Annotated in this window: 14 protein-coding genes; 7 read left to right on the top strand and 7 right to left on the bottom strand. The window is 62.4% G+C overall.

Annotated elements, in window-relative coordinates; translation table 11 throughout:
- The first annotated feature begins 1 nt into the window (after position 1).
- Genes AB4Y87_RS18460 through AB4Y87_RS18440 form a run of 5 tightly spaced genes read left to right on the top strand, consistent with a single transcriptional unit; the run spans position 2 to position 4978 of the window.
- The gene (locus AB4Y87_RS18460) at positions 2–907 is read left to right on the top strand and encodes a carbohydrate ABC transporter permease (RefSeq protein WP_442005748.1); all 906 of its coding nucleotides are present in this window, start codon (positions 2–4) and stop codon (positions 905–907) included.
- A 13-nt stretch (positions 908–920) separates the two neighbouring features.
- Positions 921–2114 (top strand): Gfo/Idh/MocA family protein, encoded by a 1194-nt coding sequence (locus tag AB4Y87_RS18455; protein WP_442005747.1) that lies wholly within the window; start codon positions 921–923, stop codon positions 2112–2114.
- Between the two features lie 11 nt (positions 2115–2125).
- The gene (locus tag AB4Y87_RS18450; protein WP_442005746.1) at positions 2126–3130 is read left to right on the top strand and encodes a sugar phosphate isomerase/epimerase family protein; all 1005 of its coding nucleotides are present in this window, start codon (positions 2126–2128) and stop codon (positions 3128–3130) included.
- A 58-nt stretch (positions 3131–3188) separates the two neighbouring features.
- The gene (locus AB4Y87_RS18445) at positions 3189–3890 is read left to right on the top strand and encodes a ThuA domain-containing protein (protein WP_442005745.1); all 702 of its coding nucleotides are present in this window, start codon (positions 3189–3191) and stop codon (positions 3888–3890) included.
- Positions 3875–4978 (top strand): Gfo/Idh/MocA family protein, encoded by a 1104-nt coding sequence (locus AB4Y87_RS18440; RefSeq protein WP_442005744.1) that lies wholly within the window; start codon positions 3875–3877, stop codon positions 4976–4978. The genes AB4Y87_RS18445 and AB4Y87_RS18440 overlap by 16 nt, the downstream gene beginning before the upstream one ends.
- 80 nt (positions 4979–5058) lie before the next feature.
- Here the strand turns inward: AB4Y87_RS18440 and AB4Y87_RS18435 are convergent, their stop codons facing one another.
- The 7 genes from AB4Y87_RS18435 to AB4Y87_RS18405 all read right to left on the bottom strand — a co-directional run bounded on the left by AB4Y87_RS18435 (position 5059) and on the right by AB4Y87_RS18405 (position 13044).
- Positions 5059–5934 carry an HpcH/HpaI aldolase/citrate lyase family protein gene (locus AB4Y87_RS18435; protein WP_442005743.1) on the bottom strand — a complete coding sequence of 292 codons (876 nt, stop codon included), beginning with the start codon at positions 5932–5934 and terminating at the stop codon, positions 5059–5061.
- Between the two features lie 68 nt (positions 5935–6002).
- Entirely contained in the window at positions 6003–6488 is a 486-nt protein-coding gene (locus AB4Y87_RS18430) for a MaoC family dehydratase (RefSeq protein ID WP_223948528.1), read from the bottom strand.
- Positions 6485–7237 carry a CoA transferase subunit B gene (locus AB4Y87_RS18425; protein WP_442005742.1) on the bottom strand — a complete coding sequence of 251 codons (753 nt, stop codon included), beginning with the start codon at positions 7235–7237 and terminating at the stop codon, positions 6485–6487. The genes AB4Y87_RS18430 and AB4Y87_RS18425 overlap by 4 nt, the downstream gene beginning before the upstream one ends.
- Positions 7234–8034, bottom strand: a complete 801-nt coding sequence (locus AB4Y87_RS18420) for a CoA transferase subunit A (protein WP_442005741.1) — start codon at positions 8032–8034, stop codon at positions 7234–7236. Before AB4Y87_RS18420 ends, AB4Y87_RS18425 begins: the two co-directional genes overlap by 4 nt.
- A gap of 20 nt (positions 8035–8054) precedes the next feature.
- Entirely contained in the window at positions 8055–9218 is a 1164-nt protein-coding gene (locus AB4Y87_RS18415) for an acyl-CoA dehydrogenase family protein (protein ID WP_442005740.1), read from the bottom strand.
- Positions 9215–11431, bottom strand: a complete 2217-nt coding sequence (locus AB4Y87_RS18410) for an ATP-binding protein (RefSeq protein ID WP_442005739.1) — start codon at positions 11429–11431, stop codon at positions 9215–9217. The genes AB4Y87_RS18415 and AB4Y87_RS18410 overlap by 4 nt, the downstream gene beginning before the upstream one ends.
- A 2-nt stretch (positions 11432–11433) precedes the next feature.
- Positions 11434–13044: a carboxyl transferase domain-containing protein gene (locus AB4Y87_RS18405; protein ID WP_442005835.1), complete on the bottom strand. Its 1611-nt coding sequence runs from the start codon at positions 13042–13044 to the stop codon at positions 11434–11436.
- 114 nt (positions 13045–13158) lie between these two features.
- Here AB4Y87_RS18405 and AB4Y87_RS18400 point away from each other — a divergent pair, with 114 nt between their 5' ends.
- Positions 13159–13821 carry an SACE_7040 family transcriptional regulator gene (locus AB4Y87_RS18400; protein WP_442005738.1) on the top strand — a complete coding sequence of 221 codons (663 nt, stop codon included), beginning with the start codon at positions 13159–13161 and terminating at the stop codon, positions 13819–13821.
- A gap of 78 nt (positions 13822–13899) precedes the next feature.
- The coding region (locus AB4Y87_RS18395) for a DUF222 domain-containing protein (RefSeq protein ID WP_442005737.1) at positions 13900–15485 on the top strand (1586 nt) is incomplete at its 3' end.

Raw genomic sequence — 15485 nt, 5'->3', positions numbered from 1 at the left:
GGTGAGCACTGTCGTTCGCAGCGATTCGAAAACCGCTCCAGCCACTCCCCCGGGCCACTCAATCAAGGCCAAACAGAGCCTCGGTTCACGGGTCAGGCGGCTGAACATTCCCGGAGGCCTTGGCGGTTGGATATGGCTGGCCATCATCATTGTGCCGATCTACTACATCGTCATCACCAGCCTGAAGACGTCCGAAGGCTACTTTGGGCAGAATCCGTTGGCCCTCCCGGCGGCGCCTACTTTGGAGAACTACCAGCTGGTTCTCGAGGCCAACTTCACCACGTATTTCATGAACAGCGTGATCGTCACACTTGGCTCGGTGATCCCCACGGTTCTGATCTCCTTCATGGCAGCCTTCGCAATAGTTCGTGGTCGCGGCCGATACCTGAAGTTCGTCAACGGCATGTTCCTCATGGGCTTGGCGATTCCGCTCCAGGCAACCATCATCCCGATCTACTTGATGATCATCCGGCTGAACCTGTATGACAGCCTCCTTGCCATCATGCTTCCCTCCGTTGCATTCGCCATTCCTTTGACGGTGCTGATCCTGTCCAACTTCATCCGCGATGTGCCGAACGAATTGTTCGAGTCAATGCGCCTGGATGGCTGCAGCGATTGGCAAACGATGTGGAGGCTGGCGCTGCCCTTGACCCGCCCGGCGATAGTAACCGTGGCAATTTACAACGGCTTGCATGTCTGGAACGGATTCCTGCTGCCGCTGGTACTCACCCAAAGCCCTGGACTCCGTGTCCTCCCCTTGGGACTGTGGACTTTCCAAGGCGAGTTCAGCGTCAACATCCCCGCTGTGCTTGCCTCCGTCGTCCTGAGCACCCTGCCAATCCTGGTGATTTACGTCCTCGGACGCCGCCAGCTGGTCAGTGGTCTTACCGCAGGCTTCAGCAAGTAGAAAGGACCTTCACATGTCAGAACCCAAACGCCTCCGCGTGGGCATGGTGGGCTATGCCTTCATGGGCGCCGCCCACTCGCACGCCTGGCGGACAGCGCCGCGATTCTTTGACCTCCCCTTGGTACCTGAACTGACTGCCGTCGCCGGCCGCAACCCGGACGGCGTGCGTGCGGCCGCCTCCAAGTACGGTTGGGATTCCGTGGAAACCGACTGGCGCCGCCTGATCGAGCGCGATGACATTGACCTCATCGATATCTGCACCCCCGGAAACACGCACGCCGAGATCGCCATCGCCGCCTTGGAAGCGGGCAAGCACGTGCTCTGCGAAAAGCCACTGGCCAATTCGGTGGAAGAGGCGGAGAAAATGACAGCGGTTGCCCAGGCCGCAGCCGAGCGCGGTGTACTTTCCATGTGCGGCTTCAGTTACCGCCGCACTCCCGCTTTGGCTCTGGCAAAGCGGATGGTGGAGGAAGGGCGCCTGGGCGACATCCGCCACGTCCGGGCGCAATACCTGCAGGACTGGCTCAGTGACGCGGATGCGCCGCTCACGTGGCGCCTGGACAAGTCCAAGTCCGGCTCCGGTTCGTTGGGCGATATCGGCGCCCACAGCATTGACGCCGCGCAGTGGATCACGGGCTCCACCATCACCGGCGTCTCGGCCCTGCTGGAAACCTTCGTGAAGGAACGGCCAGTGGGTGGAGATTACGTGGGCCTCGGAGGTCGCGGCGGGACGGACGCCCCCAAGGGGCCGGTGACGGTGGACGACGCCGCGCTGTTCACCGCCCGGTTTGCCGGAAAGCACGACGACGGTGCTGGCGCCACCATCGGCATCTTCGAAGCCACTCGTTTTGCCCTGGGCCGCAAGAACGCCATGCGCCTGGAGCTCAACGGGACCAAGGGCTCGCTGGCTTTCGACTTCGAGGACATGAACTCGCTTCAGTTCTACGACTCGGCGCTGGAACCTGACGCCGGATTCCGCAAGATCATTGTCACCGAACCGTCCCATCCGTACACGGGCAATTGGTGGCCTACCGGGCACGGCCTTGGTTACGAGCACGGATTCACCCACCAGGTGGTGGACCTGGTGAATGCCATCGGCGCCGGGGAGCAGCCCACGCCGTCGTTCTCTGATGCCTTGCAGGTTCAAAAAGTGCTGGCCGCGGTTGAGGCGAGCGCGGGAAACGCGAGCCGCTGGCAGAACGTCTGAGAGGAATGAACATGACCCGACCCATCACCCTTTTTACCGGCCAGTGGGCCGACCTGCCGTTTGAGGAAGTAGCCCGGCTGGCTGGCGAGTGGGGCTTTGACGGCCTGGAGATTGCCTGCTGGGGCGATCATCTGGACCCCCGGCGCATCGTCGAGGACGACTCGTATCTTCAAAGCAAGCTGGACATCCTGGAGAAGCACCACCTCTCGGTCCATGCGATCGCCAACCACCTGACTGGACAGGCAGTGTGCGACGATCCCATCGATGAACGTCACCGGGACATCCTGGCACCAGACGTGTGGGGCGACGGCGATCCTGAAGGCGTTCGTCAGCGGGCCGCCGAAGCAATGAAGACCACGGCACGTGCGGCGGCAAAGCTTGGCGTCAAGACCGTCACGGGGTTCACGGGCTCGTCCATCTGGAAGTGCGTTGCCATGTTCCCGCCGGCTTCAGAAGGCATGATCGAGCGCGGCTACCAGGACTTCGCAGACCGTTGGAACCCCATTCTGGATGTCTTTGACGAGGTAGGAGTCCGTTTTGCCTTGGAAGTCCATCCGTCGGAAATCGCCTACGACTACTGGACTGCCAAACGCACACTGGAAGCGATCGGGCACAGGGACAGTTTTGGCCTGAACTTTGACCCCTCCCACTTCATCTGGCAGGACCTTGATCCGGTGATGTTCCTCCAGGACTTCGCGGACAAAATCTTCCATGTCCATGTGAAGGAATCCGTGCGCCAACTCAATGGACGCAACGGTCGCCTTGGATCCCACCTACCCTGGGCGGATCCCCGCCGTGGCTGGGACTTCGTCACCGCAGGCCATGGAGACGTGAACTGGGAACCCATTTTCCGGACGCTCAACTCGATCGGGTATGCCGGACCCACCAGCATCGAATGGGAAGACGCGGGCATGGACCGGCTGATCGGCGCTCCGGAAGCGTTGGACATGGTCCGCCGGCTGGCTGCTATCCGTCCCCCGGCTGCAGCTTTCGATGCCGCCTTCGCCGCTCGCTGAAACTGATTTTCGAACAGCCAACAGACTCACCCGGACGTTTACGAATATAAAGGAAAACATGACAAGCAAGAGCAAGACCGCACTGGTGGTTCGAGGCGGCTGGGACGGACACCAGCCGGTGGAAGCCACCGAACTGTTCCTCCCCTTCCTCAAGGCCAACGGCTACGAGGTCAGGGTKGAGGAATCCCCCAAAATCTACGCGGACACTGAATACATGGCCGGAGTGGACCTCATCGTGCAGTGCATGACGATGTCCACCATCGAAAAGGACGAGTTCGAGGGGCTCCGCACCGCCGTCGAAAATGGCACTGGACTTGCCGGATGGCACGGCGGGATCGCGGATTCCTACCGCAACACTTCGGACTACCTGCACTTGATCGGGGGCCAGTTCGCCTGCCACCCGGGCAAGCATGAGGACGAACGGATCGGCGAGCAGTCGGATAACTACGTTCCCTACACGGTGAACATGCTCCCGGCCGCAGCAGAGCACCCCATTACCCAGGGAATCGGAGACTTTGACCTCGTCACCGAGCAGTACTGGGTCCTGGCCGATGACTACATCGACGTCCTGGCGACCACTACGCAAAAAGTCCGCGAATGGGATCCGTGGAACCGTGAGGTCACCTCCCCCGCCATTTGGACCCGGCAGTGGGGCAAGGGAAGAATCTTCGTCTCCACTCCCGGCCACCGCGTGGAAATCCTCCAGGACAGCAACGTCCGCACGATCATCGAAAGGGGCATGCTGTGGGCATCCCGCTGAATGTAGGAATCATTGGCTGCGGCGCCATTATCGCCCAATACCTGACAAACTTCCGCCGGCTGGATTCCATCAACCTCGTGGCCGTCGCTGATCTGGATCCCGCCCGCGCCCAAGCTGTCGCCGACTCCTACGATGGCGTCCGTGCCTTGTCCGTGGATGAGCTGCTCGGGGCGGACGACGTCGAACTTGTCCTCAACCTGACCATCCCGGCAGCGCATGCTGAGATCGCCCTCAAGGCCATCGCGGCGGGCAAGTCCGTTTATGGCGAGAAGCCGTTGGCAGCAACCACGGCAGAGGCCCGGCAGGTACTCGAAGCGGCCAACGCGGCGGGAGTGATTGTGGGGTGCGCTCCGGATACAGTCCTCGGCACCGGTATCCAGACCGCCCGAAAAGCGATCGACGACGGCCTGATTGGCGCTCCGGTTTCGGCGACAGCCACCATGGCTACGGCAGGGCATGAGCGCTGGCATCCGAATCCCGATTTCTACTACCAGCCCGGCGGCGGTCCGCTGCTGGACATGGGCCCTTACTACGTGTCCGCACTGGTCACGTTACTTGGCCCCGTAGTGTCGGTGGTGGGCGCGGCCAGCCACACCCGCAGCGAACGCACCATCGGTTCCGGGCCCCGCCAAGGGCAAAAAGTACCGGTGGAGATCGACTCCCACGTCACGGGTGTCCTGGTCCACGCGTCCGGCGCCCTGTCCACGCTGTTCATGAGCTTCGACGCCGTCAAGACCAAGAGCCCCAACATCGAAATCCATGGGGAAAAGGGTTCGCTCATTGTTCCGGATCCCAACCACTTCGACGGCGATGTGCAGCTGTTCGAGTTGGGAGCCGAAGAGTGGAAAACGCTGCCTGTCTCCGCGGGTTACGTTGACGCCGGCCGCGGCTTTGGCATCGCCGACTTGTCAGCTACACCGGCCGGACAAGAACCCCGCGCCGGTGGCCAACTCGCTTTCCATGCCCTTGAGGTCATGGAGTCCGTGCTGGAATCCGCCAAGACAGGACGGGCGGTAGGCATCCAGAGCACGGTAAGCCGCCCGGACATGGTGGAACTGACAGAACTTTCGACGCCGGTACGCGCCTAGGCGATATGAATTGAGCGCTGCAGCCTCGCGCCGAGGTGACAGTTGAACCCCATGTTCTTCCACAACATGGGGTTCAACTGTTATTTCGCGTGGCGGGCCCGGCGCAGCGTGGCCTCGGCGTGCTTAAGGATGGGGCCATCAATCATCTTGCCTTTGAACTGGAACACGCCCGTTCCGGCCGCAGATGCTGCATCAAGAAGCTCGGCGGCCTCCGTCACGGCTTCAGGCGTTGGTGCGTAGGCCTCGCGGACTGTTGCCACCTGGCTCGGGTGGATGCAGGCTTTGGCACCGAAACCGCTGGCTACGGCGTCAAGGGATTCCACAGCCAGGCCATCAAGGTCGGGAATGTTGACATACACGGAGTCGATGGCTTCCTTGCCAGCGGCTTTGGCGGCAAGCAGCACAGCGGACCGTGAGTGCAGGGCCACTGCCCGGTAGCCGCCGTCGTCGTTCCTGCTGGAGAGACCGCCCAGGGAAGCCAGCAGGTCCTCGGCGCCCCACATCAAGGCAACAACGTTGGGCTCCGCAGCGATGGCTGAAGCATTGACGATGCCGGCGGCTGTTTCACAAAGTGCGATCACGCGGTAGCCCTCAAGCGCCCTGAGCTGTTCGGCGCTCTCCGCTTTGGCGAGCATGACAGTGCGGTAGGGAGTGTGTGCCAGGCTATGCAGGTCCTTCTCAAACTCCCCGGAGCCCACAGGATTGACGCGCACAATCGTCCGGCTCGGGTCCAGCTCAGCAGTGTCTCCTTCGGATCCGAGCTGCGCGAGGATCGCGCCCCGGGCCCTCTGCTTGTCCCCCGGAGCCACGGCGTCTTCGAGGTCCAGGATCACGGCGTCCGAACGATCCGCCGCCTTGCCGAAACGCTCCGGCCGGTCAGCGGGGCAAAAGAGGAGTGCCGGCCCCATGGTGAACGGCGTAACCGCACCATGGAGCGACGAATCGGGAGAAGGCATGAAGGGTTCCTTGCTGCTGGAATGCTGGAATGCTGGGCTGCTGGAATGCTGACAAATGCGGAAACGGCCTAGGACTGTGCGGCGTGTGCTTCCTGGGTCCACATCAGGCAGGTGCGCGTGGCAAGCGCCACCACCACTCCGTCCTGGTTCCTGCCAGTATGTTGCATGGTCACCACACCCTGGCCCGGACGCGAGGACGACAACCGTTTGGCGGTGATCACCGTTTCCGTGTACAGGGTATCCCCGTGATAGAGCGGGTGGGGAAAGGTGACATCCGTCAGCCCCAGCTGGGCGATGATGGTGCCCTGCGTCAACTGGGTCACCGACTGCCCCACCATTGTGGACAAGGTGAACATGGAATTCATCAGCCGCTGCCCGAACGGTTGCGCGGAACTCCATGCTGCGTCCAGGTGCAGCGCCTGGGTGTTCATGGTCAAGGTAGTGAACAGGACGTTGTCCGTCTCCGTCACGGTTCGTCCGGGTTTGTGGGCGTAGATCACGCCCTCTTCAAGCTCATCGAAGTACAGTCCACGCTGCTCAACAACCCGCGTCATACGGTGAGTTCCTGGTCCTCTTCGAAGAGTTCAGCTCCGGTGGCAGCCACGACCTCGTCCAAAGTGACGTTGGGGGCCAGCTCGCGAAGGACCAGCCGCGGCTCCCCCTCGTCCTTGACGACGTCGATCACGGCAAGGTCGGTGATGATGCGGTCTACGCAGCCCTTGCCGGTCAGGGGCAGGGAGCAGTCCTTGACGATCTTGGGCCTGCCGTTGCGGTCCACATGCTCCATCATGACGATCACCTTCTTGGCGCCGAACACGAGGTCCATGGCCCCACCCATGCCCTTGACCATCTTTCCGGGGATCATCCAGTTGGCAAGATCGCCGTTGGCCGCCACTTCCATGGCGCCCAGGACGGCGACATCCACGTGGCCGCCGCGGATCATGCCAAAGGACGAGGCCGAATCGAAGAACGCAGCGCCTGGTTTGGTGGTGACAGTTTCCTTGCCGGCGTTGATGAGGTCCGGATCAACCTGGTCCTCTGCCGGATAAGGTCCGACGCCCAGGATGCCGTTCTCGGAATGGAGGATTACTTCCACACCCGCAGGAATGTAGTTGGGAATCAGGGTGGGCATCCCAATCCCCAGGTTCACGTACTGGCCGTTGGTGAGTTCCTGGGCCACGCGTGCGGCAAGTTCGTTGCGGCTCCAGCCTTTGGCTTCGTGATGTTCGACGTCGGCACGGCGGTACTCGTGCCGCACGGCTTCTGGACGGGGCGGGATGTCATGGTACGAGTTGTCATTCACTGTGCTGCCCCTGTCTGCCCGGTTGCCTGGCTGCTTGCTTGGCTGGTGGTCAGAGCCACCGTCCGCTTCTCAATCCGTTTCTCCATGGTGGGGGCCACCACCACTCGTTGCACGAAAATGCCAGGCGTATGGATGTGTTCCGGGTCCAGCTCACCGGCTTCCACGAGTTCCTCGACTTCGGCAATGGTTGTCTTGGCGGCCATGGCACACAGGGGGTTGAAGTTCATGGCTGTTGCATGGAAAACGAGATTGCCGTGGCGGTCGCCCTTCCACGCATGGACCAGCCCGAAGTCCGGCGTCAGCGATTCTTCCAACACGTAGTCGGCGTCCTTGAAGGTCCGCACCTCCTTGGGTTCGGAGGCGATCGCAACGTTCCCTTCGGCGTCGTACTTTTGCGGCAAGCCGCCCTCGGAGACCTGGGTTCCCACGCCGGCCTTCGTATAAAAAGCGGGAATACCGGCGCCGCCTGCGCGCAATTTCTCGGCGAGGGTTCCCTGCGGGGTGAGGACCACTTCCAGTTCGCCCGCGAGGTACTGCCTGGCAAACTCCTTGTTCTCACCCACGTAGGAGCTGATAGTGCGTCGGATTCGCCCATCCTTGAGGAGGATTCCAAGGCCCCAATCGTCCACGCCACAGTTGTTGCTGACGGTCTCCAGGTCCGTGGTGCCTTGGCTATGGAGCGCGTCGATCAGCGATACGGGGATGCCGCATAAGCCAAAACCGCCGACGGCGAGCGAGGCGCCGTCGGGGATGTCCTTCACCGCTTCCGCGGCGCTGGCAACAACCTTGTCAATCATCCTTGATCCTTCCCCTACGGTTACAGACCCAGCTCGCGGGCGATGAGCATCAACTGGACTTCAGTGGTGCCTTCCCCAACTTCAAGAATCTTGGAGTCGCGGTAATGGCGCGCCACTGTGAATTCGTTGATGAAGCCATAGCCACCGAACACCTGGGTGGCGTCCCGTGCGTTGTCCATGGCTGCCTCGCCTGCGACCATCTTAGCGATGGCCGCTTCAGTCTTGAACGGCTTGCCGGCCAGCATCCTCGCTGCTGCATCGTAGTAGGCCAAACGAGCCGTATGGGCCCTCGCCTGCATCCTGGCGATCTTGAATTGGATGGCCTGGTACTTGCCGATGTTCTGGCCAAAGGCGCTGCGTTCCTTGGCATACTTCACCGAAAGGTCCACACAGCCCTGGGCCGCACCTGTCCCCAAGGCGGCAATGGCAATGCGGCCCTCGTCGAGGATGGAAAGGAAGTTGGCATATCCCCTGCCCCGCTGGCCCAGGAGGTTCGCTTCAGGAACCCGGACGTTGTCCAAAGTCAGAGGGTGCGTGTCCGACGCGTTCCAGCCCACCTTGTTGTAGGCCTTCTCGGCCTTGAAGCCCGGGGTTTCGGTGGGCACCAGGATGGTGGATATTTCTTTCTTGGCGCTGCCATCGGGGTTTTCCGTCTTACCGGTGACGGCAGTGACGGTCACCAAAGTGGTGATGTCCGTGCCGGAGTTCGTGATGAACTCCTTGTTGCCGTCGATGACCCATTCGCCGTTGTCCACGTGGGCGTGTGTCTTGGTGCCGCCCGCATCGGAACCGGCCTCACGCTCGGTCAACCCGAATCCGGCCAAGGACCGTCCGGATGCCAGCTCGGGAAGCCAACGCTCCTTCTGTTCCTGCGTGCCGAAACGGTGCACGGGCATGGCGCCCAGGGACACGCCGGCCTCAAGCGTGATTGCTACGGACTGGTCCACCCGGCCCAACTGTTCCAAAGCCAGCGCCAGGGCAAAGTAGTCCCCGCCCATGCCACCGAACTCCTCCGGGAACGGCAGGCCGAACAGCCCCATCTCCCCCATCTGCTTGACCACTTCGTACGGGAAGCTGTGTTCTTCATCGTGCTTGGCGGATACGGGAGCCACCACTTCATCGGCGAATTCCCGGACGGAATCACTGAGGTCCTGGTATTCCTCGTTAAGGTCAAAACTGCTCATGGCTGGAGATCCTTGTCTGTTTCTGCGGGCTTGTCTGTATCTTCGGCCCCTTCAAGAGGGCCTGCTGCGTGAATGGTGGCGAGCACCTGGTCGGCTTTGACCAGGTCGCCCGGTTTGCTGGTGAGGTGGACGGTTCCGGAGACCGACGCCACCAGTTGGTGCTCCATTTTCATGGCTTCCACCGCCAGGAGCGGCTGTCCCTCTTGGACCATGTCTCCGTTGGCCACTGCCACCGAAACCACCGTTCCCGGCATCGGCGAGCGCACCTCCGGATCTGCGGCACCTTCTTCGCGCTGAATGCCTGCCAGCATCCTCCGGAGACGTTCGGCGCGGTCCAGGACTTCCAGGCGGCAGGACCAGCCGTCGTCACCAAGGTAGATCGCGCGGATTCCGTTCGCCTCGGCTGGTGGCAGCCCCACGGCATAGGTGACCCGGCCGCCGTCGATCTCCAGGGCGATGCCGTCCCCGGTCCGTTCCACGGCGTTGACTTTGGCCGAACGGCCCGCGTCAGGGCCGCCGTCGATGACTGCCGAGAAGGTGCCGGTGTCCTCAGTCAAAGCAACGCCGGAGGTGCCGCCGCCCGGCAGTCCGAACGTGGCACTCCAGGCACCGCGGGCGCCAACGCGCCAGGAATCAAGCGAACTCCAGGCGCTGCCGGCATGGGCAGAAGCACCAGAGTTTGCCTTCAGCCACAGCGCGTTGCTTTCGAGCCACAGCGTCAGGGCGGCAGCGATCAACTCGTTGGCGCCTGCGTGCCTGAACTCCATGGACGGCAGCTTGCGTTCGATCAGCCCCGTGTCCAGGTGGCCGGCGCGGACGTCAGGATCATTGATCAGCAGCCGGAGGTATTCCACGTTCGTGTCCAGGCCCAGCAAGGTGTACCTGCCCAGGGCAGCGTCCAAGGAGTCCAGCGCAGCAGCGCGGTTTTCGCCCCACGCGATGACTTTGGCCAGCATGGGATCGTAGTCGCCGGTAATCTCAAGGTCCTCGCGCATGGCGGAGTCGATCCGGACGTTCCTGTGGGAGCGTTGCTCGCCGAGCACTTTGGGATCCGTCCCGCCATTCTCGGCGAGCGCCACGACGCGCCCCATCGAGGGCATGAAGTTCCGCTCCGGTACTTCGGCATACACGCGCGCCTCTACGGCGTGGCCGTCAAGCACGACGTCGGACTGCGCGACCGTGAGTACCTCACCGGCGGCGATCCGCACCTGCCATTCAACGAGGTCTATGCCTGTGACCATTTCGGTGACGGGGTGCTCCACCTGCAAGCGCGTGTTCATCTCCATGAAGAAGAACTCATCGGGATGCTCGTCGGACACCAGGAATTCCACCGTGCCTGCACCGCTGTATTTGACCGAACGTGCTGCGTTGCAGGCTGCCTCTCCAATGCGTGCCCGTTCGGCCGGGCCGTCCGCCAGCGATTCAAAGAGTGCTGAAGGGGCTTCCTCAATAACTTTCTGATGGCGGCGTTGAAGGGAACATTCGCGCTCGCCCAGGTGGATGACGTTGCCGTGGTTATCAGCGAGGACCTGGACCTCGATGTGGCGGGGTGCCTTGATAAGCCGTTCCAGGAACAGGGTGTCATCCCCGAACGCCGAAGCTGCCACACGCCGTGCGGTCTGCAGTGTGGCCGCCATGTCTTCGGGCCGCTGAACGATGTGCATCCCTTTGCCGCCGCCGCCTGCCGAGGGCTTGATGAGCAAAGGAAAACCTACCGACGGCGCAGCGTCGATCAGTTCCTGATCGGTGAGGCCGGGTACCGCAATTCCCGGTACGCACGGGACGTCGTAGGCCATGACGTGATTCTTGGAACGAATCTTGTCACCCATGACCTCGATTGCGTCAACGCCCGGTCCGATGAACGTGATCCCGGCCGCGTCAAGGGCTTTGGCGAACTCCACATTCTCGGACAGGAAACCGTAGCCAGGATGGACAGCGTCTGCACCGCTGCGGTGGCAGGCATCGATGATGGCGTCGATCTTCAAGTAGCTCTCCGAGGGCGCCGTCCCCCCGATGGCCACTGCGGTATCGGCAAGCGCCACGTGCTTGGCGTGCTTGTCCGCGTCTGAATAGACAGCGATGGAGCGGATGCCCATGTCGCGGAGGGTTCGGATCACACGGCAAGCGATCTCTCCACGGTTGGCAACGAGGACGGCGCTGAACGGACGGGATGCTGCGGTGGCGGCTGATGCTGTGGTGGTTGGCAGAGTCATGGTCACATCCTGAAGAGGCCGAAGGAGGTCTCGGGCAGTTGCTGGCGGGAGACGACGTCCAAAGCCATGCCCAGGACCCGTCGGGTGTCTGCGGGATCGATGATGCCGTCGTCCCAAAGCCTGGCAGTGGAGTAATAGGGGCTGCCTTGTTCCTCGTACTGCTGCTTAATGGGAGCTTTGAAGGCCTCCTCTTCCTTGGCAGACCATTCCTGACCGGCGGCCTCATACTGGTCTCGTTTGACCCTTGCAAGGACACTGGATGCCTGGTTTCCGCCCATCACGGAAATACGGGCAGCGGGCCACATCCACAGGAAACGCGGAGAGTAGGCCCGCCCGCACATGGAGTAGTTTCCGGCGCCGAAGGAGCCGCCGATGACAACGGTCAGCTTGGGGACCCTGGCTGTTGCGACGGCGGTGACCATCTTTGCGCCGTTCTTGGCGATGCCGCCTTGCTCGTAGTCTTTGCCCACCATGAACCCTGAGAGGTTCTGCAGGAAGATCAGCGGGATTCCGCGTTGATCGCAGAGTTCGATGAAGTGGGCGCCCTTAAGAGAGGATTCGCTGAACAGGACCCCGTTGTTGGCCACGATGCCCACGGGATGTCCATGGAGATGCGCGAACCCCGTCAAAAGCGTTGTGCCGTAGTTTTTCTTGAACTCATGGAACTGGGAACCGTCCACAAGCCGGGCGATTACTTCGCGGACATCGTACTGGGCGTTGACGTCTGTGGGGACCACGCCATAAAGGCCGGAGGGGTCGACGACGGGCGGCAGGACGACGTCGAGAACGTCCCACGCCGGCGGGGCTGGTTTGGGCAAGGTGCCGACGATGTCCCGGACGATCTCCAGCGCATGCTGGTCGTTCTCGGCCAGGTGGTCCGTAACTCCGGAAATCCTGGAGTGCACGTCCCCACCGCCCAATTCCTCGGCCGTGACAATCTCGCCAATCGCTGCTTTCACCAGCGGGGGGCCGCCGAGGAAGATAGTGCCTTGGTTGCGGACAATCACTGTCTCGTCACTCATGGCCGGCACATATGCTCCGCCGGCCGTGCATGAACCCATCACCGAGGCGATTTGAGGGATCTTCGCTGCGGACATGCGCGCCTGGTTGTAGAAGATCCGGCCAAAGTGCTCTTTGTCGGGGAACACCTCATCCTGCTTGGGCAGGAACGCTCCCCCGGAATCCACGAGGTAGATGCATGGAAGCTTGTTTTCCAGGGCAATTTCCTGGGCCCTTAGATGCTTCTTGACCGTCATGGGGTAGTACGTGCCGCCCTTGACCGTGGCATCGTTGGAAATCACCAGGACGTGCCGGCCATGGACCAACCCAATACCGGCAATCACTCCTGCGCCCGGCGAATCATCGTTGTACATGCCGTTGGCGGCCAAAGGCGCTATCTCCAGGAACGGGCTGCCCTCGTCCAGGAGGTAGTCAATTCGCTGGCGGGGCAACAGTTTGCCACGGGCGACGTGCCGCTCCCTGGATTTCGCGGGCCCCCCAAGGGCTGCTGTGGCAAGCCTTTCCTTCAGTTCTCCTACGAGGGCCAGCTGCGCTTCCTGATTGGCTTCAAAGGTGCCGCTGTTGGGTCCTGCCAAGCTGGCGATTGTCTCCATTGATCGCTGTTCCATTCCCGGCCCCAGGCCATTTCGGTTAGTGCCACGTAACTGAAATTTAGGTTAGTCTTTATTAACTGTGATGTCCAGCACAGTGGGAGCATACGAACCCACATGTCTGGCAGTGGCACCAAGGAGGAGAACGTGACCGGAGGCCCGGAAACAGGCACAGTCCGCAGCCCAGCCGCAGCAACACAGCGAGGTCAAGCCAAGGAACTCCGCAGGCTGGCATTGCTTTCAGCGGCCGCGGGACTCTTCGCAGAGAATGGCTTCAACAGGGTTTCGCTTGAGGATCTTGGTGCGGCCGCAGGCGTCAGCGGTCCCGCCGTGTACCGGCACTTCCCCGGTAAGCAGGCCGTCCTCGGCGAGCTCCTCCTCAGCGTCAGCCGCGACCTGCTCGACGGCGGCCTCCGCGTGGTCACGGAAGCGGAGAATCCCATGGAGGCGCTGAAGGGCTTGATCCAGTTCCAGGTGGACTTTGCGCTGAGCAACCCGGACGTCATCCGCGTCCAGGATCGCGACTTCGGGAGCCTCAGCAGCGCCGACCAAGCCGAAGTCCGATCCTTGCAACGCACCTACGTTGAAACGTGGGTAGACGTCCTGGCTCGCATCCACCACGGCGCAGATGTCGCCGGCCTCCGCGTCAGGGCGCATGCAGCCTTTGGCCTGATCAATTCCACGCCCCACTCCGTCCGCCATCACGGACGGAGGATCGCAGTGAAGTCTGCCAGGCCCATTCTGGAGCAGATGGCCCTGGCTGCGCTGACCTCAGCCTGATTGTTGGTTTTGCCGGGAGGTTGGAGCTGTCTTCCAGGTTCCTCTTAAAATGTCGGACCCCGATGAAATGATTTGATCATGGAAGATATGGGGCAGCTAACGGCACTTCGGACGGGATCGTCCCCTGTTGTTGCTGCCCTGGCCGCTGCCCGGTCACAGCGCTTCTTGAGCATGCCGGACTTGGTCAGGGCCGGGTTCAAGGATTCGACGGCGCCCATCATCTCGATCGGCCATTTCCACGGGCTGGGCAACAGAGCCGGCCTGGCTCAACCGAGCCCCCCTTTCGAAAATAGGCATCCCAATCCTGGGGCTACCGGACGGGACGTGGCGGCTCTTCTTGAGGACGGCGCGGCTCTTCTGGACCCCTTGCGGTTGACTGCAGCAGCCGATGCGGCGCGGCTGTTTGGGTTTGTTGAGGCCGCTGACTTTGCCGGCAGGATCGAGGAGATCTCCCGGTCGTTGGAGTACTTGCAGGTTGTCGCGGCGCAAGCGGTGGAAAGGACCCGGAAGGAAGCACAGCAAGCGTCGCCGGGGTCCTCGGCTGGCGCGCCGGAGTGGCGGACCGGCTGGACTGAACCAGCCACGCGGGCGACGGTTACGGGCACGGCCAGCTTCCTGGATGACGGGTACCGGAATGCCGCTGAGTTCCTTCGGGCCCGGTTGCGGATCAGCATCGGGGAAGCCCGGCGCAGGCTCGCCCTCGCACCCGACGTCCTTCCGCAGACCGGAATGGCCGGGCAGGAGATCCCGGCCCGGCGCGAAGTGCTGGCCGAAGCCCTCTCCTCAGCACTGGTGCCTTCCCGGTCCGCGACGATCATCAGCAGCGCTCTGGAAAAAGTCCGGCTGCTCACCGATGACGGCACCATCAACAGGATGGAACACGCCCTCACAGCCACGGCCCTTGAATCCGACCCGGACTTCGTCACCAAAATGGCTAAACGCTGGGTCGATTCGATCGACCAAGACGGTCCCGAACCGTCCGAGGAAGTTCTCCGCCAACTCCAAGGCGCGTTCTTCCGCCACCGCCGCCGCCACGGGCTCCACCACATCGAAATCTTCGCCACGGCAGAACAATACGAAACCCTGGCCACCGCCATGAACACCGCCACCAACCCCCGACTCACCACCGGACACAGCACCATCACTGGGGAGGGCGGCGGGACGAACAATGCCACCGGCGAAGGCGACGAGAGCGATGACGGGAGCCGCGGCGGGAACAACGAAACCGGCAACAACGAAACCACGGGCCCGGAACTGGACCGGCGTTCCCGCCCCATGAAACTCCTCGACGGACTCGTCGGAGCCTGCGCGGTCGCCATGACTACCGGGAAACTGCCCGCCAACGGCGGACTCCGACCCCAACTCACCCTCACCATCGACGAACGCGACCTCTTCGAACGACGCACCGACCACCAACGACTCAGCTCCGGGACCGCGACGTTCGTCGGCCCGATGCACCCCAACACCATCCGCAAAATCGCCTGCGACGCGGACATCCTCCCCGTCCTGCTCGGCACCGACTCCCGCGTCCTGGACATCGGCCGCACCACCCGGATCTTCCCACCCCACATCCGCAAAGCCATCACCGCCCGCGACGGCGGCTGCGCCTTCCCCGACTGCACCATGCCCGCCCCCTGGTGCGAAGCCCACCACATCACCTACTG

This window comes from Paenarthrobacter sp. RAF54_2, assembly GCF_052113945.1.
Classification (GTDB): Bacteria; Actinomycetota; Actinomycetes; order Actinomycetales; family Micrococcaceae; genus Arthrobacter.
Note: the sequence above shows the minus strand (reverse complement) of the source record. Positions and strands in the feature narration are given on the sequence as shown.

Bases quoted from the DNA above. Each gene is read 5' to 3' on its own strand.
- AB4Y87_RS18455 (WP_442005747.1), top strand. From the start codon at position 921: ATGTCAGAACCCAAACGCCTCCGCGTGGGCATGGTGGGCTATGCCTTC.
- AB4Y87_RS18450 (WP_442005746.1), top strand. From the start codon at position 2,126: ATGACCCGACCCATCACCCTTTTTACCGGCCAGTGGGCCGACCTGCCG.
- AB4Y87_RS18435 (WP_442005743.1), bottom strand. From the start codon at position 5,934: ATGCCTTCTCCCGATTCGTCGCTCCATGGTGCGGTTACGCCGTTCACC.
- AB4Y87_RS18430 (WP_223948528.1), bottom strand. From the start codon at position 6,488: ATGACGCGGGTTGTTGAGCAGCGTGGACTGTACTTCGATGAGCTTGAA.
- AB4Y87_RS18420 (WP_442005741.1), bottom strand. From the start codon at position 8,034: ATGATTGACAAGGTTGTTGCCAGCGCCGCGGAAGCGGTGAAGGACATC.
- AB4Y87_RS18415 (WP_442005740.1), bottom strand. From the start codon at position 9,218: ATGAGCAGTTTTGACCTTAACGAGGAATACCAGGACCTCAGTGATTCC.
- AB4Y87_RS18410 (WP_442005739.1), bottom strand. From the start codon at position 11,431: ATGACTCTGCCAACCACCACAGCATCAGCCGCCACCGCAGCATCCCGT.
- AB4Y87_RS18405 (WP_442005835.1), bottom strand. From the start codon at position 13,044: ATGGAGACAATCGCCAGCTTGGCAGGACCCAACAGCGGCACCTTTGAA.
- AB4Y87_RS18400 (WP_442005738.1), top strand. From the start codon at position 13,159: ATGTCTGGCAGTGGCACCAAGGAGGAGAACGTGACCGGAGGCCCGGAA.